The sequence below is a fragment of the Phytopseudomonas punonensis genome, assembly GCF_900142655.1.
Taxonomy (GTDB): domain Bacteria; phylum Pseudomonadota; class Gammaproteobacteria; order Pseudomonadales; family Pseudomonadaceae; genus Aquipseudomonas; species Aquipseudomonas punonensis.
Genome location: NZ_FRBQ01000003.1, coordinates 556,842 through 583,775 on the forward strand (window position 1 = coordinate 556,842; position 26,934 = coordinate 583,775).

A 26,934-nucleotide genomic window follows, 5' to 3' on the forward strand; every position below is an offset into this window, starting at 1 on the left:
GGCAATCCTGGGTTCAGTGGGTTGCGTAGGGTGGACGTCGCTTCATCCGTCCACCATTTCGAGATCGCAATGGTGGATGAAAAGAGCGTCATCCACCCTACTGCTACGAGGCTGAGGCCTGGATCACTCCATATTGATGATCACGTTTTCCTGCCACTGCTGCGGCAGGGCCTTGGAGGTCGCTTCCCAGGCGGCGGCGTCCTTGATCGGTTTGACCTTGGCGTATTGCTCGTTAGGCAGCAGCTTGGCCTGCACTTCGGCCGGCAGGGTCAGGTGCTCGGCGCGGATCGGGCGGGCGTTGCCTTTGGCCAGGTTGATCTGCCCGGCATCACTGAATATGTATTCGCGGGCCAGCTTGGCGGCGTTGGGGTTCTTGGCGTATTTGTTGATGATGGTGGTGTAGCCGGAGATCACCGAACCATCGGATGGGATCAGCACCTCGAAGCGATTCGGGTCGATCTGGTCACGGTAGGACAGGCCGTTGAAGTCCCAGACGATACCGACTTCTACCTCACCTTTTTCCAGAGTCTGGATGGTCGGGTTGGCCAGCGAGAGACGACCCTGTTCGGCGATCTCGGCAAAGAAGTCCAGACCCGGCTGGATGTTCTTCTCGTCGCCGCCATTGGCGATGGCCGCCGCCAGGACGCCGTTGACCGCCTGAGCGGCCGCGCTGACGTCACCGATGGCTACACGGTACTTGCCGGTTTTAAGGTCCGCCCAGCTTTTCGGCACGTCCTTGACCAGCTGCTTGTTGACGATGAAGGCGATGGAGCCGGTGTAGGCGAGCGCCCAGTGGCCGTCTTTATCCTTGGCCCAGGTCGGTACCTGATCCCAGGTGCTCGGCTTGTAGGGCTGGGTCACGCCCTGCGCCACAGCGATGGGGCCGAACGCGGCACCGACGTCACCGATGTCGGCGCTGGCATTGTCTTTCTCGGCGGCGAACTTGGCGATTTCCTGGGCCGAGCTCATGTCGGTGTCCATGTGCTTGAGGCCGTACTTGTCGCTCAGGTCCTGCCAGGTGTCTTTCCAGTTGGCCCAACTGTCCGGCATGCCGACGCTGTTCACGGCGCCTTCTTTGCGTGCGGCCTGTTCCATTGCAGTCAAATCCGTCCCGGCGGCCATAGCCTGGGAAGCCAGGGCGATGGCGCTGCCCATCAGCGATGCCAGTAGCAGTTGTTTCATTGGAAACTCCTTTGCGTTGAGGGTTGGTCTAGATCAGCAAGACCCAAGCCAATGTAGGCGGCAGCGATGACAATTTTGTGTCGGTGTGGCCGCGAGCGGACTTCAGGCACGTGATGGCGCTCCGCATGGCAAGCGTAGACCAGGTTAAGCCGTTGAATTGGCTGGCATGCGCCATGCTTGCAAGCAGGCTGTCATCTGCCGGTCATCGCGCATGCCTAGGCTTGCGAACGACGATTGCAGTCAGCCGATGACTGTTACGTGCCCCGTATTGGGGCTGGTCTAGTCCAAAAGGAATCAGCGTGATGCGCGATGACACACCGCGAGCCGTCACCACCATCTGCCGGGCACTGCAGGAACAGATTGAGCACGGGCTGCTGCCTGCCGGCGGCAAGCTGCCGGCCGAGCGCCGCCTGAGCGAGCTGTTCGATACCACGCGCATCACCTTGCGTGAGGCGCTTGGCCAGCTGGAGGCGCAAGGCCTGGTGTACCGCGAGGAGCGGCGCGGCTGGTTCGTGTCGCCGGCGCGGGTCGCTTATAACCCGCTGGTGCGCACCCACTTTCACGCCATGGTCGCCGAGCAGGGCCGGGTGCCGGCCACCGAAGTGCTGAGCGCGCGACTGATGCCCGCTCATGCGCAGGTCTGTCAGTTGCTGGGCTTGTCCGGCTTGTCGAGCGTCTACCAGATTCGCCGCGCCCGGCGCATCGACGGGCGGCTGGTGCTGTATGTCGAGCATTACCTGAACCCCGACTATTTTCCCGGCATCCTCGACTTTGATCTGACCCGTTCGCTGACCGAGTTGTATGCCAGCGAGTACGACGTGCACTACGGACGGGTACGTTTCGACATGGTGCCCACGGCGCTACATGCCGACGCCGCCGCCGCGCTCAAGGTGGCGCCCGGCAGCCCGGCGCTACGCATCATCCGGGTCAACCGCGACCAGCGCGGCCGGCTGATCGACTGTGACCTCGAGTACTGGCGCCATGATGCGATTCATATCAGTGTGGAAGTTCCGGAGTAGGAGTGGTTATGGCGATAGGGGACATTCGTAGGGTGGGCCGGGGCGCGTAGCTGACGCTTCACCTACGCGGCCCGACCCGTCCACCGCTCTGCAATCGCAATGGTGGATGAAAAGAGCGTCATCCACCCTACGACTGCTTCTGCCTTGAAGCTGCCTCTTTCCACACGTGTAAACGGCAATCGATGATCGTACTGAAGACCAGTCGTCGCCCATCTCAAAAACGCTTTCCCGAGCATATTGTTCAGCCGCGGGGCCGTGCGTAGAATCGCCGCCACAGGCCATCTCATACCTATAATTTTCCGCTCTCCGCATCCGCCACTCCCCGCTTTCATTGCTTCGGGAGCGCGAGCTGCCGTGTGCGTGTTCGTCGTGTATGGGCTTTAAATTTTAGTTCGCTTCTACCGCGCTCGTTGCCATCCGGCCTCGGGCGAATGGCCGTTGTAGTCAGCGTTCCCCAAGGGCGGATATCAGCCGAATGAACACACCGGAAAGAGCGCACAGCGGTAACTGGTTGAGCGTGATCGCACTGGCGCTCGGCGCCTTCATTTTCAATACCACCGAATTCGTGCCGGTTGGCTTGTTGAGCCAGATCGGCCACAGCTTCGAGATGAGCACCGCCAGCGTCGGCCTGATGCTGACCATCTACGCCTGGGTGGTGGCCCTGGCGTCGCTGCCGCTGATGCTGCTGACCCGCAATATCGAGCGGCGCAAGCTGCTGGCCTTCGTGTTCATGCTGTTTATCGCCAGCCACATCCTCTCGGGTATCGCCTGGAGTTTCAGCGTGCTGATGGTCAGCCGTATCGGCATCGCCCTGGCGCACGCGCTGTTCTGGGCGATCACCGCTTCCCTTGCGATCCGTGTGGCGCCCGAAGGCAAGCAGGCGCAGGCCCTTGGCCTGCTGGCGACCGGCAGCGCGCTGGCCATGGTGCTGGGTATTCCCCTGGGTCGGGTGATCGGCGAGGTGCTGGGCTGGCGCACCACTTTTACGGTGATCGCCGTGGTAGCGGGCGTGGTGGTGCTGTGCCTGATGAAGAACCTGCCGCTGCTGCCGAGCCAGAATTCCGGTTCGCTGCGCAGCCTGCCGGTGCTGTTCAAGCGCCCGGCGTTGGTCACCGTGTACGTGCTCACCGCACTGGTGATCACTGCGCACTTCACCGCCTATACCTACATCGAGTCGTTCGCCCTGGAAGTGGCGGGCATCGCTGCCGACATGGTCACCGTATTGCTATTGCTGTTTGGCGGCGCCGGGATCATCGGCTCCATTCTGTTCAGCCGCTACAGCGGTCGCTTCCCGCGCGGTTTCGTTATCGCGGCGATAGCCGTGCTGAGTCTGTGCATGCTGCTTCTGCTGCCCGTGGCCCGCGAGCATGCTTACCTGGCGACGCTGAGTGTGATCTGGGGCATCGCCATGATGTGCTTCGGCCTGGCGCTGCAGGCCAAGGTGCTGAATCTCGCCTCGGACGCCACCGACGTGGCCATGGCACTGTTCTCCGGCATCTTCAATATCGGCATCGGCGGCGGCGCCTTGCTCGGCAGCGTGGTGAGCAGCGGGCTGGGCGTGGCCAATGTCGGCATCGTTGGCGGCATGCTGGGTATCGGTGGCCTGCTGCTGTGCTGCGTGACTACCTACCGCTTTTCTCGCCCGCTCAAGGTGCAGGCGCTGTAAGGCGCAGGCCAGCAGATTTCAGGCCTGCTGGCTCAGCCATTCGTCCCGGGTAATTTCCCAGATTTGCGACGGTAGTCGGCCGCAGACGTAGTCACTCTCGCCGGTCTCAACCAAGCGCATGCCTTCACGCTCGGAGATGCGCTGCGACGCTGCACTGGCCACGGCCTTGGGCACGCGCATCAGTGGGCGGTTCAATACCTCGAACCAATAGCGGTTGACCGCCACGCAGGCTTCGCCCATCAGGCCCTGGCGATGCCAGGCTGGGGCGATCCAGAAGCCGCGCTTGCCACCCATGCGCTGCTTCAGGCCTGCGTCTGAAAGACGCGCGCCAGGTGCTCGCGGTAGCGTTGCACGTCACGCTCGACATCCGGGCGCTTCATCACGTCCACGCACAGGAAGGTCGGCAGGGCGCTCATGCCGAGGAACTGCTGGGACTTGTGGAACGGGAAGTAAACCGCGTCCACCCCTTTGCCTTCGAAGAAGTCGCTCGGGTCGTCGAAGGCCTGCTGCGGCGCGTTCCAGGTCAGCGACAGCATGTATTGCTTGCCGTGGATCAGGCCGCCGCTGCCGTACTTCTGCGATGCATCGGAGCGGGTACGGCCGTCGCTGGCGTACAGGCTGCCGTGGCCTTCGGTGAATACCTCGTCGAGGTACTTCTTGACGATCCACGGTGCGCCCATCCACCAGCCTGGCATCTGATAGATCACCACGTCGGCCCAGAGAAATTTCTGAACCTCTTCGGCGATGTCGTAACCGGCATCGATTTCGGTGGTCTTGAACTCGAGACCGGCGCCGTCGAAGTAGGCGGCAGCGGTTTCATGCAGGGTGCGATTGAGGCGGCCAGCGGAGTGGGCGAATTGTTTGCCGCCGTTGAGGAGCAGGATCTTCTTCATGTCGGGCTTCCCGTAACTGATTGAATGACGCCAGGTTACGGGCTCTCGCACAGGCGAAAAATGCCTGTATGAGCAAATCATTAATGACTCAAGTGCATGAATTCGAGGTAATTACTTGCGCTAGGGTGTGCAGCAAATCCACACCGGAGCACTCCTTATGTACGGATTCATCCTGCACGCCCACGCCCGCCCGGAACGCGCCGACGACTTCGAAAGGCTATTTCGCGCCTACGTAGAACCGAGTCGCGCCGAGCCAGGCTGCATCGAATACCACGTGCTGCGTGATGCCAGCGACCCTGCGCTGTTCATTTTCTTCGAGGTCTGGCAGTCCCGCGAGCATCTAACGGTGCACACTACCTTGCCGCATATGCGCGACTTCCATGAGAAGCGCATGGAGTATCTGCTGCGGGACTTCGAGATCCGCGAAATCGAGATGCTCCGCCCTTCATCAGCCGGGGCGTGAGTGCAGTGGCCTAGCCGCCGACTGGTAATGAGCGTTGCGAAGCAGGGCTGGACAACGTCAGCGGCTGGCGCCATGGTCGCCTCTTTGCCTCATCGAGAGCGATGCATGTTCAACCGCATTCTGTTGTGCGTTCTTCTAATGGGTTTTCAAGTGCCTTTCGCGCAGGCCTGCGCATCCGGAGAAACCCAGGTTTGCCTGGGCGGCTGCATCTGCGTACCCGACCCGAACGGCGTGCTGGGGCCCATGCAGGAGCGCGCCGGAACCATCTCGGCCAATGCTCTGGAAGGCTGGATTCTGCGCTCGCGTGAATCGGCGGCGCGCCAGGGCACGTTGCCGATTCCGGCTGAAATCCGTCGCCAGTTACTGCCGTTCTATCCCGCCGAGCTGCTCGACGCCGTGCGCTACAAGGTGGGCGACCTCGATGAGCTGAGCGCAGCGCGTAACGTGATGCAGAACCCTGACATCAAAGCCGTCACCCTGATCGATATCATCGTGTTTCGTGACGCGCAGATGGCCGAGCGGGACGCTGCCCTGTGGGCCCACGAGCTGCTGCATGTGCAGCAATATCGGGAGTGGGGCACTGCTGGTTTCGCGGCCCGTTACAGCCGCGACTTCAATGCCGTGGAAGCCCCGGCCTACCGACGCCAGGCAGATATAGCGCGCATTCTGCGCGAGCAGGGGCGTAACTGAAGGTGCATCACGAGCGTGATCTATTGCGTAGAGCGATCATGCAAAGCGCCATTGCTGCCAGGTTCAAGGTCAGTGGATTGAACGCCTGGGCAAGCAACGCCGGCGCTAAGATCGCCACATCGACCAGCAGGCCCAGCAACGCAGCCAGCGCCAGGTAGAGCGGCCAACGTTGGCCACGCAGCAGCACAATGATCAACCCCAGTGCCAGTTCGGCAATGCCCGCCAAGGTCAGCAGGCTGTGCGGCAGACCATGGGCGTCGAGCAACTGCAGCTCAGTGGCATCCCTGAACAGCAGCTTTGGCACCAATCCGTGGTAGATGAAGATCGCCCCAACCGTCAGGCGGGCCAGCAGGGCATCAGTCATGCAGAAAGCGCTCGCGGTCTTCGGGGCGTGGCACCTGGCAATAGTCGTGACGACCAAACAGGCGGTAGCGATTACGGGCGATGGGGTCGTACATCCAGTCGCGCAGGCCGCGCGGTATCACGCGCAATACCGTCGCCCAGCGCCAGGGCGCTGGCAGTTGCCGAAGGATTGCGAGAATGGCATCGCTGCGCGCCAGTGCTCTATCACCCTCGACATAAAGCAGCGTATCGAAATGATCCAGCGGCATGCCGAACCAGGCCAGAATCGCCTGGCCCTGCGGCGATTGCACACTGCACAACTTGAGCTTGCCGGCGCGATCATGGCGAATCAGAAAGCGGCTCCAGCCATTGCACAGCTTGCACACACCGTCGAACAGCACGACGCGATCACCAGCCTTCAGGTGCGGTGGATAAGCCATGAGGGTCTCCGTGCTTACGAAGGCCTTAGGTTAACGCAGTTAGTAATGCAGATCTTCACGTGCGTGCGAGCACTGACGTACCAGCGCGTATACCGATACTGCGAGCAGCAGGACAATCGCCAGGATGCAGAACGAGAACACCAGAAAATTCATGCGGCTGCCTTCGTAGATTTCACGCGGCACGTAAAAGCCGGCGTGCAGCGGCGAATACATGACCTCGATGCTCTGGCCAACCGAGTGCGCGGGCTGGGACGGTTGCCGATACTGCTCGGCCGAACCAGTGAAATGGTCACCGTCAGGCGTGCTGAAGCTGTATTCGTAGAGCTCTAGGCTGCTGTTGTTTTTCATCGTCGTTACGCTGGTCACGACGCCCTCGGCGCTTGCCGGCCAGAGTTTGATAACCGCGATGCTGGCACCGCTTTGGGCCAGAAAGGCGATGAAGGCGAATACCGGAATCATCCATATCGAAAGTGAGGACAGCGTATATAGAACGTCACGCTGCTCTTCCCTGGGGTAGTACACCATCGTCATTCCCTTGATCGTGCGTTTCGGTGAGAACAGGGCAAGCAGGCGCTTGCCCTGCTGGCAGCTCAGATGAGCTTCTTACGTGCTGCTTCTTCGAGGGTGCTGCGCGTCAGCTTAACGAGAACGTTATCCGCCGACTCGTTGAACGGTGCGGCGAAGATCAGCAACAGCTGCATCCAGGTGGTAACGGTTTCGCTCTTCTCGACCTTGCCGAGCAGCTTGCCGTCGGCATCCTTGAACTGCGCTTCCATGGTGAACTCGTTCTTGAAGCGGCCCGGGACGATGAAGAAGGTGAACCCGGTTACAAATGCGCTGACCGTGCTGCCGCGCTCGTGATTAGTCATACGCACGCTCACATAGATATCCGAGCGCTCCTTGGCGGTGGTTACCGCGCTGAAGCGGCCGCTGTCCTTGAATTCCTTCACCAGCAGATTTTCCAGGTTCTCCTGATTGAAGCCGCCTGCACGGTTCTGGTCATTGAACAGGTAGCGACTCTCGACCTGCAACTGAGCGGTAGGCTTGGCTTCGGCAGGGGCTGCCAGTGGCCATTGACCGACCTCCGGCAAGGTGTGATTCGAGTAAGACGCACAGCCAGTTAGCGCGAGCAGGGCGGTGGCGAGAATGGCGGTAAACAGCTTTTTCATGAGTTACGTCCTTGTCAGGGTTTTGCGAGTTTGTGGGTAGCGTCTTGCAGCAGTCTCTCGACCAGCATGTTCAGCTGGTCGGCGCCGAGCGAGGGATTGAAGTAGTCGTTGTCCCACAGGCCGGTGTTCTGGTTGAGCTTGACCGCCTGCTCGCTACTGCTGAGCAGCTTGCCTTGCGCATCGGTGATCTGCAGGTTGCCGGCGATGTCGTACTTGTCGACATAGATCGGGCCGTTGACCCAGATCCATACGGTCAGCGTCAGCAGCGCTCCAGGAAAGTACGCCGGGTGCGGCGTCCTTTTGGCCTTGAGGGACGTGAAGGTGAATTTGAGGGCTACGTCGTCCTTGCCGAGGGTGGCGGGAAAGCTGATCACTTCCTCGAAGTATTCGCCACGCTCGACACGGCGAGCCAACTGCGCCGTGAACTGGGCACTGAGCGTCTTGCGCAGGGCCTCGCGCACTTTGGGATCGGTAATCACCACGTCGTCGATCATCGCGGCGCGCGGCTGAGTCGAGGTGGCTTTTTGCGCGGGGTCACCAATTGGCCCGGATGGCACCATGGAGACGCAGCCGGTGAGCATCAGCAACAGCGAAAGGGTGCCGAAATAAAGCAGCTTTTTCATGCTTCTTCCTTGAAAAACAGATAGTTGAACGGCAGGCGGTGCTTCAGAGCGAAGCGCTCCCGTCTGCGGGGGCGTCATCTTAGGACGCGTATTACGCCAAGGCCAGCGCCAGCTGGTCAGTTTTGTGAGCTAGGACCTATCCGCGCGTGCCTATTGGGCAGCGGTCAGTACGGGTTCGGTAGGTGATGGCTGCCTCGCCTGCGGTGTGCGCTGCAGGACAATCCGCCCTGGCGCGTTATCTGCATTTGCGAGCAAGATTTTTCCGATAAAACACATGATGGCGGTATGCCCAGCTTCTATGCTTGGTGGCAGACCGGCATGCAGTTTCGCTGTTCGCGTTTCGCCCTTAATAAATCGGCAGGACGGCCGATGACCTTCACATCATTGCTTTTGGAGCAACAAGCATGTTCGGTAGTCAGTTGAAGAAAGAGTTGCAAAACAAGGATGCCGAACTGTCATTGCTGCGGCAGCTTCACAAGGGAATTGATGCTGAGATGATCACGCTCATCATCGATCCGAATTTTCGGATTATCGGCTCCAATGCCAATTTCTCGCGCTTTGTCGGGCACAGCTCGGAGCAGCTGATCAACCGCCCGATGAGCGATATCGTGCCGGCGTACGTGAAGAATCTGCCGTGTTTCAAAAAACTGAGTGAAGCGACTCGCACCGGGCATTCGGTGAGCGATCGCTACCGTTTTCTGCGGGCAGATGGGGCTCTGGTGTGGATTCAGGCCTGCTGGCAACCGGTGGTGGATGAGCGCGGCGTGGTGCAGCACATCCAGTGCGTCGGCTCGGAAATTACCGAAACCATGAACCGCGCGCGGGAAAACGAAGATTTCATCAATGCTTTGCTGCGTTCCACGGCAGTGATCGAGTTCGACCTGAGCGGCACCGTGCTCACGGCCAATGATCAGTTCCTGCATGCCATGGGCTATGGTCTGGACCGTATCAAGGGCAAGCACCACAGTATGTTCTGCGACCCTCAGGAAACGCACAGTGCCGAGTACAAGCAATTCTGGGAGCGTCTCAATCGTGGCGAGTTCGTGGCTGGGCGCTTCAAACGCATCGACAGCCACGGCCGTGTGGTATGGCTCGAAGCGACGTACAACCCGGTGCATGATACTCAGGACAAGCTCTACAAGGTGGTGAAGTTCGCCACCGTGATCACCGATCAGGTCAACCGCGAGGACGAGGTCAACGACGCGGCCGGGATCGCCTATGGCATCTCCCAGCAGACCGACACCACCGCCCAGCGCGGCGCCCAAGTGGTCACTGATACGGTGCAGACCATGCAGCGCATCTCCGAGCAGATGGGCTCGGCCTCGGAAGGCATCGAGGCGTTGGGCAAACAGTCGGTGCTGATCAGCACCATGGTGCAAACCATCGGCAGTATCGCCCAGCAGACCAACCTGTTGGCGCTCAACGCCGCCATCGAAGCGGCGCGTGCTGGCGAGCAAGGGCGCGGCTTCGCGGTGGTCGCCGATGAGGTTCGGCAACTGGCCAGCCGTACCAGCAAGGCCACCGAGGAGATCGTCGGCGTAGTGCAGGAAAACCAGAAGCTGGTCGATGCCGCCGTTCGCGACATGGCCAGCAGTCGCCAGCAAGCCGAATCAGGTCTTGAGTTGGCCAACCAAGCCGGTGACGTGATCGTCGAGATCCGTCAGGGTGCCAAGCAGGTGCTCGGTGCGGTTGAGCGCTTTGCCAGCCAACTGAAGTAAGGCCGGGTACGATGGCGAGTCATCTCGCCATCGTTATCATTCCATCGGCGGCAACCGTCGCTTGACGGTGGTCTTCTTGACGATGGCAGTATTGGTCAGCGCATAGACGTTGATATGGTCGAGTATCTCGTCCAGTTGCTCCATGGAACGCACGTGCAGGCGAGCGATGAAGCAGTCCTCGCCGGTGACCTTGTCGCACTCGGTGAATTGCGGCGTGGCCTGGATCTGCCGCTCCACCTCGTGCAACTGGCCCGGTAGCGGGCGGATGCGCACGATGGCTTGCAGCTGGTAGCCGAAGGCGCGTGGGTCGACGTCCACGCCATAACCTTTCAACACGCCTTTCTCTTCGAGCTTGCGCAACCGTTCCGCCACGCTTGGCGAGGACAGCCCGCTGATCTGCGCCAGGGCCTTGAGCGAGCGGCGCGAGTCTTCCATCAGCGCATTGATCAGTTGCTGGTCTTTTTCATCGGTCATCATTGCTCCAAAGGTGTTTTCCGAACTACGCCTTGATACTAAAGCCTGTCTGCCGTTTTTGCCTTCGTTTTGCCATGGAGTGCCTTCAGAGCGCTTGCGATACTTTGCTCACCCCCTGAAGGAGCGAATCGATGGACAAGCAAACCCACAGAGGCACATTGGAAATGGTCGCCGCCATGCTGATTTCCGGCACCATCGGCTGGTTCGTTCTGCTGTCCGGTTTACCGGTTCTGGACGTGGTGTTCTGGCGCTGCGTATTCGGTGCGCTCACGTTGTTGCTGGTCTGTGCGCTGCTTGGCCACCTGCGCCTCTGCCTGCTAAGCCGCGTTACCGTCCTGCTGGCCGTGGTCAGCGGGGTGGCCATCGTCGGCAACTGGCTGCTGCTGTTCGCCTCCTATTCCCGGGCGTCGATTGCCATCGGTACTGCGGTGTACAACGTGCAGCCGTTCATGCTGGTGATCCTGGCGGCGCTGTTTCTCGGCGAAAAACTCACCCTGCAGAAGCTCGCCTGGCTGTCGATCTCGTTTCTCGGCATGCTGGCCATCGTCAGTGCCCACGGCAGCGTGGGGCAGGGTGGGGATGATTACCTGACGGGCATCGCCTTCGCCCTCGGCGCCGCCTTTCTGTACGCCGTCGCCGCGCTAATCATCAAGAAACTCAAGGGCGTGCCGCCGCACCTGATCGCCCTGATCCAGGTCAGCGTAGGCGTGCTGATGCTGGCGCCACTGGCCGACTTCTCCGCGCTGCCCCAGGGCGGGCAGACCTGGTCGACCCTGATCACCCTGGGTGTGGTGCATACCGGCGGCATGTACGTGCTGCTCTACGGCGCCATCCAGAAGCTGCCCACGGCGCTGACCGGCGCGCTGTCGTTCATCTACCCCATCGCGGCGATTGCTGTCGACTGGATCGCTTTCGATCACCGGCTCAGCGCATTGCAGTGGCTCGGTGTGGCGGCCATCTTGGTGGCAGCGGCGGGGATGCAGCAGGGGTGGGGTTTGCGCTTTATCATGCCTATGCGCATCACCCGGTGAGTCTCTGCGTATCCGGTTGCGCATACAGATTCTTGTGTCGCCGTGGCTCATCCATATCCCGACGACAGCGATCACATCTGCTTGGGTAGCGCGGTACGCGCCTGTACCGTCATCCATCGTGGGGCGTACGTCGTGCCTTGAGCGTGAGGCCTCTGGCACAATGCGCGTCTTTTTTCCGGAGGCCAAGCGAACCCTGGCGCTTTGGCCAAGGAGCTCACGAGGTGATCATGAAACATAACTCTTTCCACGTATCGCTGTTGGCGCTTATGGCGTTGCTTGCCGGTTGTACTATTACCGAGTCGTCCTCCTGGGTCAGTCAGCCATTGAGCCCCGAGCAGGGCCAGCCGACGGCTTATCTGGTCGGTGCTGTCGGGCCTGATGAGTTGATGCCCGCGACGGCGCAGAACCAGCGTCTGTTGTTTCGCCAACGAGGCTCGGAGCAGGGTGCAGCAGCTATATGGATCGACAATGGCATACGGCAGACGCCCAAAGACATTCAGAAAGGCAGTGCCAGTGCCAGTGTGTTCGTTATGCCGCTCAAGCCTGGCGACTACGAGCTCTACGACTTCCAGTTCTTTTCTATCACCAGCACCGGTTATGGCACCTACTCTTCATCGCTGCAGGCTCGCGAAAAGTTCGTCGTGCCTATGCGCCTCGAGGCAGGCAAGGCTTACTACATTGGCGAGTACCGTTCGCGTTGTCTGACGAGCAGCGCCTGCCTATTCATCCAGCGAGATCGTATGGCGCGCGACGAGTCCATCGCCCGGGCGCGGGTCACTCATCTGCCTGACCTCCAATATCTGCCACTTCAGCTGGAGCGCGCCAAGCCCTTTATTCTGCCCGAGCCGGCAGGCACTCAGACACAGACGAAGGATCGTTCTTCACAATGAAACCTCTGTTCCCCCTCATGCTTAGTGCAGTAGTCATCTCCGGCTGCGCCACTACCCATAGCCTGCCGCCAACCGAGCTGCGGTATGGCGACGCTTACCTGCCACCTATTCATGTACTGACCGACGACCCCTTGAAAGGTGGCGAAATCCGCAACAGCTTGCGGGCCACCGGTATGTTTAGTGACGTCATCAGTGGCCAGCCGCCAGCGGATGGCTATGCCGTGCGTGTCAACGTTGCGCAGGAGCGTGATCTGCCGCCGTTCCCGGTAATCCTAGTGAGTGCGGCCACGCTTTTCCTGATACCGATAAGCGACAGCATGGATTCCAGGCTGGGATTTACCCTGATGAAGGGTGGGCAAACGCTCAAGCGGTACGACTACGAAAACAAAACTCAGCGTTATACGTGGCTGCTCGACCGTAAGGAGGAGGCGACGGAAGAAAACTTACGCCGAATCACCCGCGCATTTGCCCAGGATGTGCAACGTGACGGTCTGATGCCGGCCGTGGAGGCGAAGCCATGATGCGGCCGCTGCGCAATCTTGGTCTGAGCTTGGCTGCCGTATCGATTTTGACGGGCTGCACCAACTCGCTTCCGGCACTTAACCACCAACAGGCCAAACCTTTCGTGCCGGTGGGTTTGCGGGTTGCGTTGCCTACTACAGGGCGTAAGGGCGATCGCTCCAATTTGGAGGTGGTGCAGCGCCTGCAGCAATCCGGAAGCTTTTCATGGCTCGATGACGGCATCAGTCGCAGCGGCTATAGCCTTTTGATTACCGAGCCGGGTGGTAGGCGTGCCAACGCTGCCCTCGTCATGCTAGGTGCCATGACCCTGCTAACGCTGCCATTACCCTATAGCTATGAGCAGAATCTGCGTGGCACGGTGCTCAAGGATGGCGTACCGGTCAAATCCTATGACTACCACCGTGAAGGCTGGGGTGTGTTGGCTTGGTACGCGCCCATTCCGTTCAAGCCAAACACCCGCGACATGCTCGATGAGTTGCTGCGCGATCTGGATCGCGAGCAGGTGATTCCCAAGCAGGATTGACCGCTGGCACGTCATCTCCTACTCATTCCGCGACAGCCTAGGCGGAGCGGGGTATCGACTCGTCGCTCATCAATCAGTGCGGCGCCTGCCGGCGAGCGGTTTTCAGCAGGTCCTCGGGGCTGATATGGCCGACCACCTGGGTGGCGGCGCTGCCTGGTTGCGGCAGGTCGAGGATATGGCCCTTCATCTTGCCGATCACATGCATCTCGCAGGGCTTGCAGTCGAACTTCAGGGTCAGCACTTCATCGCCGTGCACCAGTTGCATCGGTGCGACCTTGGTCTTCACGCCGGTGACGCCCTTGGCCTGTTTGGGGCACAGGTTGAAGGAGAAGCGCAGGCAGTGCTTGGTGATCATCACCGGCACTTCGCCTTCTTCTTCGTGGGCCTCGTAGGCGGCGTCGATCAGTTGCACGCCGTGGCGATGGTAGAACTCGCGTGCCTTGTGGTTGTAGACGTTGGCCAGGAACGACAGGTGCGATTCGGGATACACCGGCGGCGGGTTGCTCTCGGCCTTGCGCCCGCCGCGTGGGTGAGCGGCTATGCGGGCTGCGGTCAGCGCTTCGATGGCCTCGCGGCGCAGGCTTTTCAGCTGCGAGTTGGGCACGAAGAACGCCTGTGGCGCGTCCAGCTGCACACCCTGGGCGTGGTAGATGGTGGTGCCCAATTGGGTGAGCAGGTCGCGCAGGCCTTCGAGGGCTTGTTCCGGCTTGTTGGCGGGGCCGAAGGGGCCGGCCAGGCTGACATTGGTGCTGATGCCTTCCTCGCTGGTGGCGGTAAGATTCAGGCGCTCTTCGCGCAGCTCGGCTTTCCACTGGATACCGATGCGCCGCTCTGCCGAGGTTTTCTGCAGCGCCTGCTGCCAGTTGTGATCCAGGTTGCGGCTCAGCGGATGGTTGGGGCGCAGGCGGAACATGCCGGCCGGCATTTCGTTGGGCTCGACGCGGTAGCGGTAGCGCTTCTCGCCGTCTTCCTCGAACTCGCCTTTAAGCTCGGCGATGTTGGCACGGAAACCGACCACCTCGCGTTTGACCAGCACGTTGAGGCCGTCGCCGTTGGACAGCGGCTCATGGGTCACGGCGATCAGGTCGCGCTTGTTGACCTTCTCGACATGGCCGACAGAAAGCCCGGTAAAGGTCGGCGAGTCGAAGGCGCCGATGTCCACCTTGCGGTCGGTGACGAAATAGTCGGTGCTGCCGCGGTGGAAGGTCTTGTCCGGATCGGGCACGAAGAAGTGCGCGGTACGGCCGCTGGAGGCACGGGCCAGGTCCGGGCGATCTTCGAGAATGGCATCGAGCTCGCGGCGGTAGTGGGCGGTGATGTTCTTCACGTAGGCCACATCCTTGTAGCGGCCTTCGATCTTGAACGAGCGCACGCCGGCCTCGACCAGGGCGCGCAGGTTGGCGCTCTGGTTGTTGTCCTTCATGGACAGCAGGTGTTTCTCGTAGGCGATCACGCCGCCTTTCTCGTCCTTGAGGGTGTAGGGCAGGCGACAGGCCTGGGAGCAGTCGCCGCGGTTGGCGCTGCGCCCGGTCTGCGCGTGGGAAATGTTGCACTGCCCGGAGAATGCCACGCATAGCGCGCCATGAATGAAGAACTCGATGGCGGCATCGGTTTCATCGGCGATAGCGCGGATTTCCTGCAGGTTCAGCTCGCGGGCCAGCACCAGCTGGGAGAAGCCGGCCTGGTCGAGAAACTTCGCGCGGCCCAGGGTGCGGATGTCCGTCTGGGTGCTGGCATGCAGCTCGATGGGCGGGATGTCCAGGTCCAGCACTCCCAGGTCCTGCACGATCAACGCATCCACGCCCGCGTCGTAGAGCTGGTGGATCAGCTTGCGGGCTGGCTCCAGTTCGTCGTCATGCAGGATGGTGTTGATGGTGGTGAAGATGCGCGCGTGATAATGACGGGCGAACTCCACCAGCTTGGCGATATCGCTCACCTCGTTGCAGGCGTTGTGCCGGGCACCGAAGCTCGGGCCGCCGATGTAGACGGCGTCGGCGCCATGCAGGATGGCCTCGCGGGCGATGTCGACATCGCGGGCAGGGCTGAGCAGTTCCAGGTGATTCTTGGGCAAGGACATGTTTTTTCTTTATGGGCTGAGCACGGTCAAGGCGCGCATTGTACCGGGCCGCTGGCCCATCGGCACCCGCGATGTGCCGGACGGCTGGCAAGGCTGTCGGCGATTGGCCATCTGTGGGACAGTAGCGGCCTTTTTTCAGAGGGGCGTTTGCGATGGATAATAAAGGGCTCGAAAAGCTCGATCAGCTGTTGCTCAAGTATGGCAACGACGACTCGATTCTTTCCGCCAGCGAGCTGGATGGCTACTTCGCGGCCATCGTGTCCGGCCCACGGCAGATCGACCCCGGCCTCTGGTACCCGCATATCTGGGCCGAGCAGTTGCCCAAATGGACCAGCGAGAAAGAAGGCGAGCGCTTTACCAAGCTGGCCGTCGAGCTGATGAGCGAAGCCGCGTTTATGCTCGATGAAGAGCCGGACGACTACGAGGCGATCTTCCTGGCCGATGAGCAGGGCAAGGGCGAAAAGCTCATCGTGTCGCAATGGTGCGCGGGCTATCTGCGCGGCGCCCAGGTTGCCGGCTGGATCGAGGCCGAACTGCCTGAGGAACTCGAAGCGGCGTTGGCGAGCATTTCCTTGCATGGCAGCGAGGAAGGCGTGGATGCGCTCAACGCCATGTCCGATGACGAGTACGACGCTTCGGTCGCAACAGTCGAGCCTGCTGCGGTGGCGTTGTATCAGTATTGGCAGCAGCACCTGGAACCGGTGCTGCCGATTCGCCGCGATGAGACCAAGGTTGGCCGCAACGACCCTTGCACCTGCGGGAGTGGCAAGAAGTACAAGCAGTGCTGCATGAGCAAGTAAGCGGGGAGTAGAGCAGGCTCACCGGAAAAGTAAACGGCACAGGCGGGGCGCTCAGGCGCTACCCGCCGTGACGCCGCGTCAGTTCAACAGTTGCCCAAAAGCCTTGTCCGCCTCCAGTACGGCAGGCAGGGCTTCGAACAGTTTGGCCAAGTCCACACCTTCGAACAATGGGCCTTCCAGGTTCTGCTGGGCGGTATCTGTCAAGCCGTGCGCTTCGAGGCTTTCTTCGACATGGATGGCTTGCGCGACGAGGCGCGCGTACTGGCTGTCGCCCGGCGCCTGGGTCGGTTTGTTCTGGTAAGCGATGGCGGTCTGGATCAGTACCGGCAACTGCCAGCGGCGCGCCAGCTCGGCGCCCACTTCCGGGTAGCCGAAGCCCAGCTGCAGGGTTTCCTCGGCGGCCTGTGCGGCTGCCTCACGCTGCGGGTGACGGTTGAGACGACGGGCGAAATCCGGCGCGCCGGTCTGGATCAGCAGTTCGCCGATGTTGTGCATCATTCCACAGGTAAAGGCGGCATCCGGGTCGAGCTTCGACTGTTTGGCCAGGGCGCGGGCGATGCTTGCGACGCGGAAACTACGCAGCCAGAAACCTTTCAAGTTGAAGCCGGTATCGACCTTGAAGGCGCCAGTCATGGCCGAGGCGAGTACCAAGGTGCGCAGGGTGTTGAAGCCCAGGCGCATGGCGGCATCTTCTACGCTACTGGCATCACGCGAGCCGCGAAAGCGCGCAGAGTTAGCCAGGCGCAGCACCTTGGCGGCGATCACCGGGTCACGCTCAATATTGCGCGCTACGCTTTCCAGGTTGGTGGCAGGGTTGTCGAATTGCTGGATCAGGTCCTGGGCCACCTTGGGGACGGTGGGCAGGGTGTGCAGTTCGGCGAAAAGGCTAGCGATATCCATATGATGCTCCTGAGAAAAAATCTGCGGGACGATATGGAGTTTCAGCATAGCCGCGCTAATGGCGCCTGCCAGGCGGCAAGTCGGCTTTTTCACCGCTCATTGCGATTGTGCGGAAATAAAAACTCTCGGTTTTTCAATACGAAGCTGAAGTCAGCTCGCCACCGCCACTTCACCGCCGACCACCTGGTTGCGGCCTGCGCGTTTGGCGGCATAGGTGCGCTTGTCCGCGGCGCTCATCAGCTGGTCCAGGCGCTCGCCATCGCGGCCAAGGCTGGCCACGCCGGCGCTCAGGGTCATGTGCAGCGGCATACCTTGGACATCCATGGGATTGCTCTCCAGTTGCTCGCGCAGTTGCTCGGCAATTCTGGTCGCTTGGGCGGCGCTGGTGTTGGGTAGCAGGGCGGCGAATTCTTCACCACCAAGGCGGCAGAGCAGGTCGGTCTCGCGCAGGCGCTGTGACAGTACACTGGCGAAATGGCACAGCGCCTGGTCGCCGGTTTCATGACCGAAGCGGTCGTTGATCTGCTTGAAATGGTCGATATCCAGATACACCAGGGCCAGGGGCGACTGGTTGCGCTGCGCATGGGCGCGCTCGCGGCAGAAGATCTCGGTCAGCTTGGAACGGTTCGCCAGGCCCGTGAGGTAGTCGGTTCTGATCAGCTCGATCAGGCGCTTCTCGTTCTCGGCACGGGTGTGCTCATAGGTGTGGGAGAAGATGGTGATGGCCAGGGTCGCCATGCCGATGTCGAGCAGAAAGCCGATGCTGTCGCTGGGGTTCTTCTCGGTGTAGTGCTGGGTGTATAGGTACAGACCCAGGCTGACGAAGATCAGCGAGCCGATCAGCCCCAGGCGCAGGCCGAGCAGCAGGTAGAGGATGATCGGGATGGTCTGTATCCAGGCAAAGATGCCCACCGAGGTATTCGGATTGGCCAGGGTGGCCATCATCACGCCCAGGAAGGGAATCAGGTAGACGATGGTCAGGGCCTTCAGGTGCCGGGTGCGCTCCACGACCACCAGCATGTAGAGCGCCAGCGTGGTATAGATCACCTCGATGCCCACCAGCAGCCACAGCCCGCGCGTCGCATTGAAGATCGAGAACAACACACCGAAGCACATGGTCACCCACAGCAGGGTCTTGAACATCCTGCGCCGGGACTGGTCACTGTGATCGATTGGAGGCAGCATCGAAACGTCCTTCGGGCCGCCTTGGCGCACGGGGTTACCGGCGCGTCCTGGTGATTGCGCCGTCTGGTTGAAGAGATAAAATTGCGGGCAATTTTGCTCGAAGATGGCCACCTGCTACTAGTGATATTTCGTTACAGACGTGTCATTTCGCTTTAGCGCCAGGATCAAGATCAAGCAGCTTGAGGTTTTCGTTTGGAAGAAACTGGGGCGAGAAGTTGAAACAGAGCCTTGCGCTCGGCGTTGCACCAGCGCGGGCTGCCGATCCTGCCTGGCCAGGCAGGATCGGCGTCGTTCACACCAACGTCGCGCCGCGAGCGTTGACGAAGATCGAATAGATCGCGTGGCTGCTGGCCATGAACAGGCGATTGCCTTTTTCACCGCCAAAGCACAGGTTGGCGCAGCGTTCTGGCAGCGCAATATGGCCGATGGCCTTGCCTTCGGTGTTGAACACCCGAACGCCGTCGAGCTTTTCCGGCTCACTTTGCGGCGAGCCGTTGCTGCCCCAGCCGCACCAGAGGTTGCCGAACTCGTCGCACTTGATGCCGTCCAGGGCGCCGGTGTCGGTGGCTTCGATATGCTTGCGGCGCTGGCCGAGGGTGCCGTCGTCGTTCACCGCGTAGGCCCAGACTAGGCGGTTGGGCTTGGCGCGTCCTTCGACGATGTACAGCGTCTTCTCGTCCGGCGAGAAGCACAGGCCATTGGGACCGCCCAGGTCTTCGGCCACGCGGGTGACCTGGCCGTTTTCACCATCGATACGGTAAACGCCATGGGGCAGCTCCGGCTCGATCTTGTAGCCCTCGTAGAAATTGCCGGTCTGGAAGGGCGGGTCGGTGAACCAGACTGAGCCGTCGCGCTTGACCACTACGTCGTTCGGCGAGTTGAAGCGCTTGCCCTCGAATTTGTCGGCCAGCACGGTGATGCGCCCGTCGTGTTCGGTACGGGTAATGCGCCGGCCCAGCTCCTGGGTGGTGGAGCCTTCACAGGCGATCAGCCGGCCCTGGGTGTCGCGCACCAGGCCGTTGGCGTAGTTCGATGGCTGGCGGTAGACGGCGAGCGACTGGCTGATCTCGTCCCAGCGCATGATGCGGTTGTTGGGAATGTCGCTGACCAGCAGGTAGCGACCGTCACCGAACCACACCGGGCCTTCCGCCCAGCGCAGGCCATCGGCGAGTTTCTCGACGCTGGCATTGAACAGGCGCAATTGCAGGAAGCTGTCATCGAGCACCTGCACAGCGTTGTCGGGATAGCGCAGGCCGAGCGGCTGGGCAGCACTGGCCAATTGCGGTAGCAACGAGCCGGCGCTGGCGGCTGCAGCGGAGCAGATCAGCGAAGTCTTGAGAAAACGGCGGCGTGAGCTACCGGGTTGCGGCGTGTCGTTCATGTCATGTCCCTTCTTGTTATTGTCGGGCCGAAACGGCGCTAACAACCTACAAGATGTACGACAACCATGAAAGGTTTAATCGTTATCTAGGCGGGGTGATGACTGCATTATTTTTATCTAATTGATATTCAATTATTTTCATTGGCTGAGATTGAAGTGCTAAGCGCCAATAAAACGTTGGTCGTCTGATGACTTCTGGATGGCCACCGTACTGACGGTGGCCATCCAGGTGGTAGGGTCAGGCGAATACGAAGTACTTACGTACTGTTTCGACCACTTCCCAGGTGCCTTTCATGCCCGGCTCGACGACGAAGATATCGCCGGCCTTGAGATGGATCGGCGCCATGCCGTCCGGGGTGATGATGCAATAGCCTTCCTGGAAGTGGCAGTACTCCCACTTCACGTACTCCACTCGCCATTTGCCAGGCGTGCAGATCCAGGTGCCCATGATCTTGCTGCCGTCATCGCTGGTGTAGGCGTTGAGGTTGACCGTGTGCGGGTCGCCCTCGATACGCTCCCACTTGCAGGCATCGACCACGGGCATGGGTTGGGTGTCGCGCAGAACGGTAATCGGTTTGTTGGCCATGAGCGGCTCCTGTTGTTGGACGAAAGGGGTTTACCTTAGGGCTCGTGTTCGCTCCCTGGTTGTCTGGGGTCGACATGGGCGTGCGTATTCGCGCTCAGGCCGGCAGGGCGGGGCGTGCGCGCAGGGTGAAACCGGCATGCACCACCAGCGTGGCGATCACCAGCGCGCCGCCATACAGCGTGGCCCGGGCTGGCACCTCGCTGAGGAAGTACCAGACCCACAGCGTGCCGAGCACGCTTTCCAGCAGGTAGAACAGTGCCACCTCGGCGGACGGCAGGTAGCGTGTCGCGCTGTTGATCAGCAAGGTGGCCAGCGGCATCTGCAGCAGCCCCATCAGCCCCAATGCCAGGTAGCTGGCCTGATCGAGGCCGAACGGTTGCGCCTTGGGCAGCGCGATCAGCGCGGCAACCAGCCCGGCCAGGGCGATCAGCGGCATGCGGGCCAGGCTGGAATGGCGGCGTAGCAGGGTGAGGTTGGCGCCCAGCGCTAGCGAAGACAGCAGCGCATAGCCGTTACCCAACAGGTCGTTGGCGCTGAAGGAACCGGCGAATACCAGCACGATGCCCAGCGTCGCCACGCCGATCGCCAGCCAGGTGCGTATCGCCACCGCCTCGTGCAGCAAGAAGCGCGTGAACAGTGCGGCGAACAACGGCGCGGTACTGAGGATGACCACCACGTTGGCCACCGTGGTATGCACGATCGCCAGCACGAAGAAAATCGAGATCAATGCCAGCAGCACGGCCGAAACGGCGCTGGGTAGCGGCTTGGCCCGCAGGCTCACCCGGCTTCTGGTGGAAAGCGAAAAAGCGGCCAACGCGACGAACATCAGCAGCCCGCGCCAGAACACGATGCTCCAGCCATCGGCATTCACCAGGCGCACCAGCAGGCCATCGAAGCTGAGCAGCACGATGCCGCTCGTGACCAGCAACAGGCCGCGCGCTGAGTCTTTCATCCCGGCTTTCCTTGTCGTTATGGAATGCCTGGATGATCGCTCCAAATTGGTGCAATGACGTGCCCGGATACGCCGCCTGGGAAGGTGTTCGCGACCTGATAAGAGGTCGCTACGCTAGCCTGGCGACGACCTCATGGGCGCCGCCAGGCAGCTAGCTCAGGCCTTGAGCTGACGCAGCCACTCCAGGCCTTCGCTGGTATCGCCCTTGGGGCGGTACTCGCAGCCGATCCAGCCGGTGTACCCCAGCTCATCGATTACCTCGAACAGCTGCGCGTAGTTCAGTTCGCCCATGTCCGGCTCGTGGCGATCTGGTACGCCAGCGATCTGGATGTGGCCGATGCCAGCGAAATCACGGCGCAGCTTCATGGTCAGGTCGCCTTCGACGATCTGACAGTGGTAGCAGTCGAACTGCACCTTGAGGTTGTCGGCACCCACCTGGTGGACGATGGCCTGGGCCTGATCCTGGCGGTTGAGGAAGAAGCCCGGCATGTCACGAGTATTGATCGGCTCGATCAGTACCGTTACGCCAGCGCTGCGCGCCTGCTCGGCGGCATAGGCGAGGTTTTCCAGATACACCGCCTGGTGCGTGCCGCGCAGCGCCTCATCGGGCAGCAGGCCGGCCATCACATGGATGCGGTCGTTGCCCAGCACCTGGGCGTATTCCAGCGCCTTGGCCACGCCGGCACGGAATTCAGCCTCGCGACCCGGCAGGCTGGCGATACCGCGCTCGCCGGCCGCCCAGTCACCTGGTGGCGCGTTGAACAGGGCCTGCACCAGCCCGTTGTCGCTCAGGCGCTGTTTCAGCTCCTGGGCGCTGTAGTCGTAGGGGAACAGGTATTCGACCGCCGCGAAGCCGTCGGCGGCGGCCGCAGCGAAGCGGTCCAGAAAATCATGCTGCGGGTACAGCATGCTGAGGTTGGCGGCGAAGCGAGGCATGGGGCTCTCTCTTTTCAAATCTGCGAGGGGATTGAGAGGGCGAGCGCTAGCGCTCGCCGTGCATCAGACTAATGGCCACAGGATGAGGGTCATCACGAAGCCCAGGGTGCCCAGGATGGTCACCAGTACGGTCCAGGTGCGCAGGCCGTCGGCCACGTTCAGGCCGGCCAGCTTGGTGAACATCCAGTAGCCGGCGTCGTTGATGTGCGACATCGCCAGGCCACCACCGCCCATGGCCAGGCACAGCAGCGCGAGATGGTTGGCCGACAGGTCGAGGGTGGCGATCAGCGGGCTGAGGATACCGGCGGTGGTCACCAGGGCCACGGTGGTCGAACCCTGCACCGCACGCAGCAGCATGGTCAGGATGAAGCCCAGGGCCAGCACTGGCAGACCGGTGTGGCGCAGCGCCTCGGAGACCACCGCACCAATGCCGGTGTCGACCAGCACTTTGCCGAACACGCCGCCAGCACCGGCAATGAGGATCACCATCGCCACGCCCGGCAGCGCCGAGCCGAGCACGTCGGAGACCTGCGAACGGCTCCAGCCACGGCGTGAACCGAGAAGCCAGGCGCACAGCAGCGTATCGATCAACAGCGCTACCAGCGGCGCACCCAGTACGGTCAGCACGTCACGCAGCATGGAACCGGCCGGCAGCAAGGTAGTGGCCAGGGTGCCGAGCAGGATCAGCACGATCGGCAGCAGGATCAACGTGATGATCAGGCCGAAACCCGGGGCAGGGGCGGGTGGCAGGCTTTTGGCCAGGCTGCCGGCATTGGCCTCGGCGCCGAATTCCTTGCTCTCAGCCACTTCACGCACGGTGGAGTAGTCGTTGCGCGCCCAGGCTTCCAGGTCGGCATTGGTTACGTGGGGGCCATAGACCTCGGCGCGAATGTCGTCGGTCATCGGGTAGGTTTTGCGGGTCATGCGCCCGGCGATGAAGTAGCCGACCATGCACACCACCGCGACCAGCGGAATGCCCAGCAGCAATACGCGACCCAGGTCAGCGCCCAGCTGGCTGGCAGCCGCCACGGCACCCGGGTGCGGCGGCAGGAAGGCATGCACCGCCAGCAGGGCGGCGCACATCGGCAGGGCGAAGATCAGCAGTGGCTTGCGCGCAGCACGTGCCACACCGTAAGCCAGCGGCATGAGGATGATCACGCCGACCTCGAAGAACACCGGGATACCGACCATGAAGCCGGCCACGGTCAGCGCCAGTGGCGTGCGCCGGTTGCCGAAGCGCTCGATGAGCGTCTTGGCGAGCGCCTCGGCGCCGCCGGACAACTCGATGATGCGCCCGATCATCGCGCCCAGGGCGATGATGATCGCGATATGGCCGAGGGTTTTGCCCATGCCACCTTCGATGGTCGCCACCAGGTCGGCAGGTTTCACACCGGCTACCAGAGCGACGATGATGCTCACCAGCATCAGCGCCACGAAGGGCTGGAATTTGTATTTGAGGACCAGAAACAGCAGCAGTGCGATACCGGCACCGGCGATCAGCATCAACATGAGTGGTGTCATTTCAATTCTCGTTTTTTATTGTTGTCCGGCAGTGCCGGGGCTGACCGGGCGCCGCAGAGCGGAACCCGGACATTGGTGAAGGCGTTACCAGTTCGCGCCGAAAACCTGGTTAAGTTCTTCCAGCGCCTGTTCCGACAGAGGAGCGGGCTTGGGCTCGCTCATCAGCCAAAGTCGGGCGGTTTCCTCGAGTTCTTCGAGGGCGTAGCAGGCCTTGGCGACCGAGCTTTCCCAGATCACCGGGCCCAGGCGTTCGAGCATTACGCCGCGCACACTGTTGGCTAGCTGCGCCACGCGCTCGGCCACCACGGGCGAGCCTGGGCGCTGGTAGCCGATCAGCGGGATGTGGCCGACCTTCATGACCTGGTACGGGGTCAGCGGCGGCAGGATGTCGTCTTCGCGCCATACACCGGCCAGGGTCAGCGCCACCAGGTGGGTGGAGTGGGTGTGCACCACGCCACCGACTCCTGGGTTGCGGTCATACACCTGGCGGTGCAGGGCCAGGGTCTTGGACGGCTTGTTACCCGACACCCATTCGCCGGCCAGGTTGACCTTGGCGATGTCGTCCGGGTGCATACGGCCCAGGCAGGCGTCTGTTGGCGTGATCAGCCAGCCGTCGTCAAGGCGTGCACTGATGTTGCCGGCGCTGCCTACGGTGTAGCCGCGGCCATACAGCAGCCGACCGACATCGCAGATTTCCTCGCGCAGGGCTTTTTCATTGCTCATCAGGCTTCTCCCGCCAGCTGTTTGAGGGCCTTTGTGAAGAAATCACGAGCGCCGAAGTTGCCGGACTTCAGCGCCAGCGCGAGCGGTTGCTCGCCGTCGCTGACCGTAGCCGGGACACCGGGGTCGATCTGCGCGCCGATCTTCAGCAGCTGCACGCCCAGGGCCTGGACCACGGCACCGGAGGTTTCCCCTCCGGCTACTACGAAGCGGCGTACGCCTGCAGCCAGCAGGCCCTTGGCGATCTGCCCCAGTGCGTCTTCGACCATCGCCCCGGCACGCTCGGCGCCGAGCTTCTGTTGCACGGCCTTGACCTCATCGGGGGAGCTGGTGGCGTAGATCAGTACGGTCTGGCCGGCGTCGCGGGCGAAGGCGATGGCCTGCTCGACCACCGGCTGGCCGGCAGCGAGGGCCAGCGGGTCGATGCGCAGCGCCGGGCGACCGGCTTCCAGCCAGGCAATCACCTGGCCGTTGGTGGCGACCGAAGCACTGCCGGCCAGCACCACGTCACCACCAGGGATGTCGATGCGTTGTTCAGCGTCGATGTCACGCAGCTTGCCCGCCTTGCGGAAGTTGCTCGGCAAGCCCAGCGCCAGGCCCGAGCCACCGGTAAGCAGCGGCAGGTCGGCGCAGGCTTCGCCCAAGGTGTAGAGATCGGCGTCCGACACGGCATCGGCAATCGCCATGGTCACGCCTTCGGCACGCAGTTCGGTGATGCGCGCACGCACGGCATCGCTGCCCTTGGCCACGGTGTCATAGCGCAGCAGGCCGACCTTGCCTTGGGTCTGGGCATCGAGCACGCGCAACAGGTTGGCGTCGCCCATCGGCGTCAGCGGGTGACTCTGCATGCCCGATTCGTTGAGCAGTTGGTCCTGCACGAACAGGTGGCCGCGGAAAATCGTCCGGCCGTTCTCCGGGAAGGCCGGGCAGGCGATGCTGAAATCGCCGCCCAGTTTGGTCAGCAGCGCCTCGCTGACCTGGCCGATATTACCGGCCGGGGTGGAGTCGAAGGTCGAGCAGTACTTGAAGAAGATCTGCTCGCAGCCACGTTCACGTAGCCACTGCATGGCGGCCAGGGATTCGGCGACGGCTTCGGCGGCCGGCGTGGTGCGCGACTTCAGGGCGATGACGATGGCGTCGGCATCCAGGCCGGCAGCTACTTCGGCGCTGGGAATGCCGATGCTCTGCACGGTGCGCATGCCGCCGCGCACCAGCATGTTGGCGAGGTCGGTAGCACCAGTGAAATCATCGGCGATGCAGCCCAGCAGCGGGCGGGAGGTCTCGCTCATGGGTTACTCCTTGGCCTTGGGCAGCTCGATGCCCGGGAAAATCTTGATCACGGCGGAGTCGTCCTCGCGGCCGAAACCGGCGCTGGAGGCCTGCATGAACATCTGGTGTGCAGTGGCCGACAGCGGCAGCGGGAATTTGCTGGTGCGTGCGGTATCGAGTACCAGGCCCAGGTCCTTGACGAAGATGTCCACGGCCGACAGCGGCGTGTAGTCGGCGTTGAGGATGTGCGGCACGCGGTTCTCGAACATCCAAGAGTTGCCAGCGCTGTTGGTGATCACTTCGTACAGGGCATCGGCATCCACGCCTTCGCGCAGGCCCAGAGCCATGGCTTCGGCGCTGGCGGCAATGTGCACACCGGCCAACAGCTGGTTGATGATCTTGACCTTGGAGCCCAGGCCATGGACGTCGCCGAGGCGGTACACCTTGCCCGCCATGCCGGCCAGCACGGCTTCGGCCTTGGCATAAGCGTCGGCGGGGCCGGAAGTCATCATGGTCATCTGGCCGGCAGCGGCCTTGGCGGCACCACCGGAAATCGGTGCGTCGAGGTAGGCGAGGCCCTTGTCGGCCAGGCGCTGGCCCAGCTCAACGGCGAAGGTTGGCGCGACAGTGGCGCAACCTATCACCAGGCTGCCGGGGCGCAGGGCGGTAACGGCGCCCTTGTCACCGAACAGCACGGTCTCGGTCTGCTCGGCATTGACTACCACGGTAATGACGATGTCGCAGACTGCGGCCATCTCGGCAGGCGAGGCGCAGGCCACACCGCCCTCGGCGGCGAATGCCTGAACCACCTCGTTGCGTACATCACAGGCATGCACCTTGAACCCGCTGCGCAGCAGGGAGCGGGCAATACCCAGGCCCATGGCGCCCAGGCCGATTACACCGACATTGGATTGAGTCATTGCAGTCTTCCTCGGTCTTTGCCGTCGCGCGTCGTGCTGATT

General features: G+C 61.9%; 29 protein-coding genes and 1 pseudogene. 10 read left to right on the top strand and 20 right to left on the bottom strand.

Going from position 1 to position 26,934, the window contains the following annotated elements:
- Positions 1-123 precede the first annotated feature (123 nt).
- Positions 124-1,182, bottom strand: coding sequence for an ABC transporter substrate-binding protein (locus tag BUC40_RS12590; protein WP_073266109.1), 1,059 nt, complete (start codon positions 1,180-1,182; stop codon positions 124-126).
- Positions 1,183-1,484: 302 nt separating this feature from the next.
- Here BUC40_RS12590 and BUC40_RS12595 point away from each other — a divergent pair, with 302 nt between their 5' ends.
- Both BUC40_RS12595 and BUC40_RS12600 read left to right on the top strand, forming a co-directional pair.
- A complete protein-coding gene (locus tag BUC40_RS12595; protein ID WP_073266111.1) occupies positions 1,485-2,201 on the top strand; it encodes a UTRA domain-containing protein in 717 nt (238 codons plus the stop codon).
- Positions 2,202-2,676: 475 nt separating this feature from the next.
- Complete coding sequence (locus BUC40_RS12600) at positions 2,677-3,867, top strand: sugar transporter (RefSeq protein WP_073266113.1); 1,191 nt, start codon at positions 2,677-2,679, stop codon at positions 3,865-3,867.
- Positions 3,868-3,885: 18 nt separating this feature from the next.
- Here the strand turns inward: BUC40_RS12600 and BUC40_RS12605 are convergent, their stop codons facing one another.
- Positions 3,886-4,161 carry a GNAT family N-acetyltransferase gene (locus BUC40_RS12605; RefSeq protein ID WP_425272930.1) on the bottom strand — a complete coding sequence of 92 codons (276 nt, stop codon included), beginning with the start codon at positions 4,159-4,161 and terminating at the stop codon, positions 3,886-3,888.
- Positions 4,162-4,169: 8 nt separating this feature from the next.
- The gene (gene mdaB / locus BUC40_RS12610; RefSeq protein WP_073266115.1) at positions 4,170-4,760 is read right to left on the bottom strand and encodes an NADPH:quinone oxidoreductase MdaB; all 591 of its coding nucleotides are present in this window, start codon (positions 4,758-4,760) and stop codon (positions 4,170-4,172) included.
- Positions 4,761-4,917: 157 nt separating this feature from the next.
- Here mdaB and BUC40_RS12615 point away from each other — a divergent pair, with 157 nt between their 5' ends.
- Together BUC40_RS12615 and BUC40_RS12620 are read left to right on the top strand one after the other, a co-directional pair.
- Positions 4,918-5,223, top strand: a complete 306-nt coding sequence (locus BUC40_RS12615) for a putative quinol monooxygenase (protein ID WP_073266117.1) — start codon at positions 4,918-4,920, stop codon at positions 5,221-5,223.
- Positions 5,224-5,328: 105 nt separating this feature from the next.
- Positions 5,329-5,913: an eCIS core domain-containing protein gene (locus BUC40_RS12620; RefSeq protein ID WP_073266119.1), complete on the top strand. Its 585-nt coding sequence runs from the start codon at positions 5,329-5,331 to the stop codon at positions 5,911-5,913.
- A 7-nt stretch (positions 5,914-5,920) separates the two neighbouring features.
- Here the strand turns inward: BUC40_RS12620 and BUC40_RS12625 are convergent, their stop codons facing one another.
- From BUC40_RS12625 to BUC40_RS12645, 5 genes are read right to left on the bottom strand one after another with little or no spacing between them, the layout of a single operon-like run.
- Positions 5,921-6,277 carry a DoxX-like family protein gene (locus BUC40_RS12625; protein ID WP_073266121.1) on the bottom strand — a complete coding sequence of 119 codons (357 nt, stop codon included), beginning with the start codon at positions 6,275-6,277 and terminating at the stop codon, positions 5,921-5,923.
- The gene (locus BUC40_RS12630) at positions 6,270-6,695 is read right to left on the bottom strand and encodes a thiol-disulfide oxidoreductase DCC family protein (protein ID WP_073266123.1); all 426 of its coding nucleotides are present in this window, start codon (positions 6,693-6,695) and stop codon (positions 6,270-6,272) included. The genes BUC40_RS12625 and BUC40_RS12630 overlap by 8 nt, the downstream gene beginning before the upstream one ends.
- A 39-nt stretch (positions 6,696-6,734) precedes the next feature.
- Complete coding sequence (locus BUC40_RS12635; protein WP_139272170.1) at positions 6,735-7,226, bottom strand: hypothetical protein; 492 nt, start codon at positions 7,224-7,226, stop codon at positions 6,735-6,737.
- Between the two features lie 59 nt (positions 7,227-7,285).
- Positions 7,286-7,864: a hypothetical protein gene (locus tag BUC40_RS12640; RefSeq protein ID WP_073266127.1), complete on the bottom strand. Its 579-nt coding sequence runs from the start codon at positions 7,862-7,864 to the stop codon at positions 7,286-7,288.
- A gap of 14 nt (positions 7,865-7,878) precedes the next feature.
- The gene (locus tag BUC40_RS12645; RefSeq protein WP_073266129.1) at positions 7,879-8,487 is read right to left on the bottom strand and encodes a hypothetical protein; all 609 of its coding nucleotides are present in this window, start codon (positions 8,485-8,487) and stop codon (positions 7,879-7,881) included.
- A 404-nt stretch (positions 8,488-8,891) separates the two neighbouring features.
- On the opposite strand from BUC40_RS12645, the gene BUC40_RS12650 reads away from it, so the two are divergent.
- On the top strand, positions 8,892-10,205 hold the full coding sequence (locus BUC40_RS12650; RefSeq protein WP_073266131.1) for a methyl-accepting chemotaxis protein: 1,314 nt from the start codon (positions 8,892-8,894) through the stop codon (positions 10,203-10,205).
- Between the two features lie 36 nt (positions 10,206-10,241).
- Here BUC40_RS12650 and BUC40_RS12655 read toward each other — a convergent pair whose 3' ends face one another.
- The gene (locus BUC40_RS12655; RefSeq protein ID WP_073266133.1) at positions 10,242-10,679 is read right to left on the bottom strand and encodes an Lrp/AsnC family transcriptional regulator; all 438 of its coding nucleotides are present in this window, start codon (positions 10,677-10,679) and stop codon (positions 10,242-10,244) included.
- Between the two features lie 131 nt (positions 10,680-10,810).
- On the opposite strand from BUC40_RS12655, the gene BUC40_RS12660 reads away from it, so the two are divergent.
- The 4 genes from BUC40_RS12660 (at position 10,811) to BUC40_RS12675 (ending at position 13,645) form a co-directional block, all read left to right on the top strand.
- Positions 10,811-11,710 carry a DMT family transporter gene (locus tag BUC40_RS12660; protein WP_073266135.1) on the top strand — a complete coding sequence of 300 codons (900 nt, stop codon included), beginning with the start codon at positions 10,811-10,813 and terminating at the stop codon, positions 11,708-11,710.
- A gap of 227 nt (positions 11,711-11,937) precedes the next feature.
- Positions 11,938-12,600, top strand: coding sequence for a hypothetical protein (locus BUC40_RS12665; protein ID WP_073266264.1), 663 nt, complete (start codon positions 11,938-11,940; stop codon positions 12,598-12,600).
- Positions 12,597-13,121 carry a hypothetical protein gene (locus BUC40_RS12670; protein ID WP_073266137.1) on the top strand — a complete coding sequence of 175 codons (525 nt, stop codon included), beginning with the start codon at positions 12,597-12,599 and terminating at the stop codon, positions 13,119-13,121. The genes BUC40_RS12665 and BUC40_RS12670 overlap by 4 nt, the downstream gene beginning before the upstream one ends.
- Positions 13,118-13,645, top strand: a complete 528-nt coding sequence (locus BUC40_RS12675) for a hypothetical protein (RefSeq protein ID WP_083593501.1) — start codon at positions 13,118-13,120, stop codon at positions 13,643-13,645. Before BUC40_RS12670 ends, BUC40_RS12675 begins: the two co-directional genes overlap by 4 nt.
- Positions 13,646-13,718: 73 nt before the next feature.
- Here the strand turns inward: BUC40_RS12675 and BUC40_RS12680 are convergent, their stop codons facing one another.
- Positions 13,719-15,722: a peptidase U32 family protein gene (locus tag BUC40_RS12680; RefSeq protein ID WP_073266139.1), complete on the bottom strand. Its 2,004-nt coding sequence runs from the start codon at positions 15,720-15,722 to the stop codon at positions 13,719-13,721.
- A 152-nt stretch (positions 15,723-15,874) separates the two neighbouring features.
- Here BUC40_RS12680 and BUC40_RS12685 point away from each other — a divergent pair, with 152 nt between their 5' ends.
- Complete coding sequence (locus tag BUC40_RS12685) at positions 15,875-16,522, top strand: UPF0149 family protein (RefSeq protein WP_073266141.1); 648 nt, start codon at positions 15,875-15,877, stop codon at positions 16,520-16,522.
- 78 nt (positions 16,523-16,600) lie between these two features.
- Here the strand turns inward: BUC40_RS12685 and BUC40_RS12690 are convergent, their stop codons facing one another.
- From BUC40_RS12690 to ltnD, 10 genes and pseudogenes are all read right to left on the bottom strand, one after another.
- Positions 16,601-17,422: an HDOD domain-containing protein gene (locus BUC40_RS12690; protein ID WP_073266143.1), complete on the bottom strand. Its 822-nt coding sequence runs from the start codon at positions 17,420-17,422 to the stop codon at positions 16,601-16,603.
- 150 nt (positions 17,423-17,572) lie between these two features.
- Positions 17,573-18,607, bottom strand: a complete 1,035-nt coding sequence (locus BUC40_RS12695; RefSeq protein WP_073266145.1) for a GGDEF domain-containing protein — start codon at positions 18,605-18,607, stop codon at positions 17,573-17,575.
- A 292-nt stretch (positions 18,608-18,899) separates the two neighbouring features.
- Entirely contained in the window at positions 18,900-19,988 is a 1,089-nt protein-coding gene (locus tag BUC40_RS12700) for an SMP-30/gluconolactonase/LRE family protein (protein ID WP_073266147.1), read from the bottom strand.
- Positions 19,989-20,226: 238 nt separating this feature from the next.
- A complete protein-coding gene (locus BUC40_RS12705) occupies positions 20,227-20,574 on the bottom strand; it encodes a cupin domain-containing protein (RefSeq protein WP_027904635.1) in 348 nt (115 codons plus the stop codon).
- Between the two features lie 94 nt (positions 20,575-20,668).
- Positions 20,669-21,526 (bottom strand): DMT family transporter, encoded by an 858-nt coding sequence (locus BUC40_RS12710; protein ID WP_073266149.1) that lies wholly within the window; start codon positions 21,524-21,526, stop codon positions 20,669-20,671.
- 156 nt (positions 21,527-21,682) lie between these two features.
- Positions 21,683-22,462: a 2-oxo-tetronate isomerase gene (gene otnI, locus BUC40_RS12715; protein ID WP_073266151.1), complete on the bottom strand. Its 780-nt coding sequence runs from the start codon at positions 22,460-22,462 to the stop codon at positions 21,683-21,685.
- Positions 22,463-22,525: 63 nt separating this feature from the next.
- The gene (locus tag BUC40_RS12720) at positions 22,526-23,983 is read right to left on the bottom strand and encodes a GntT/GntP/DsdX family permease (protein ID WP_073266153.1); all 1,458 of its coding nucleotides are present in this window, start codon (positions 23,981-23,983) and stop codon (positions 22,526-22,528) included.
- An 84-nt stretch (positions 23,984-24,067) separates the two neighbouring features.
- Complete coding sequence (gene otnC, locus BUC40_RS12725) at positions 24,068-24,706, bottom strand: 3-oxo-tetronate 4-phosphate decarboxylase (RefSeq protein ID WP_073266155.1); 639 nt, start codon at positions 24,704-24,706, stop codon at positions 24,068-24,070.
- The gene (gene otnK, locus BUC40_RS12730) at positions 24,706-25,992 is read right to left on the bottom strand and encodes a 3-oxo-tetronate kinase (protein ID WP_073266157.1); all 1,287 of its coding nucleotides are present in this window, start codon (positions 25,990-25,992) and stop codon (positions 24,706-24,708) included. Before otnK ends, otnC begins: the two co-directional genes overlap by 1 nt.
- 3 nt (positions 25,993-25,995) lie before the next feature.
- Positions 25,996-26,919 (bottom strand): annotated as a pseudogene (gene ltnD, locus BUC40_RS12735) (L-threonate dehydrogenase); the annotation flags it as partial.
- Positions 26,920-26,934 lie beyond the last annotated feature (15 nt).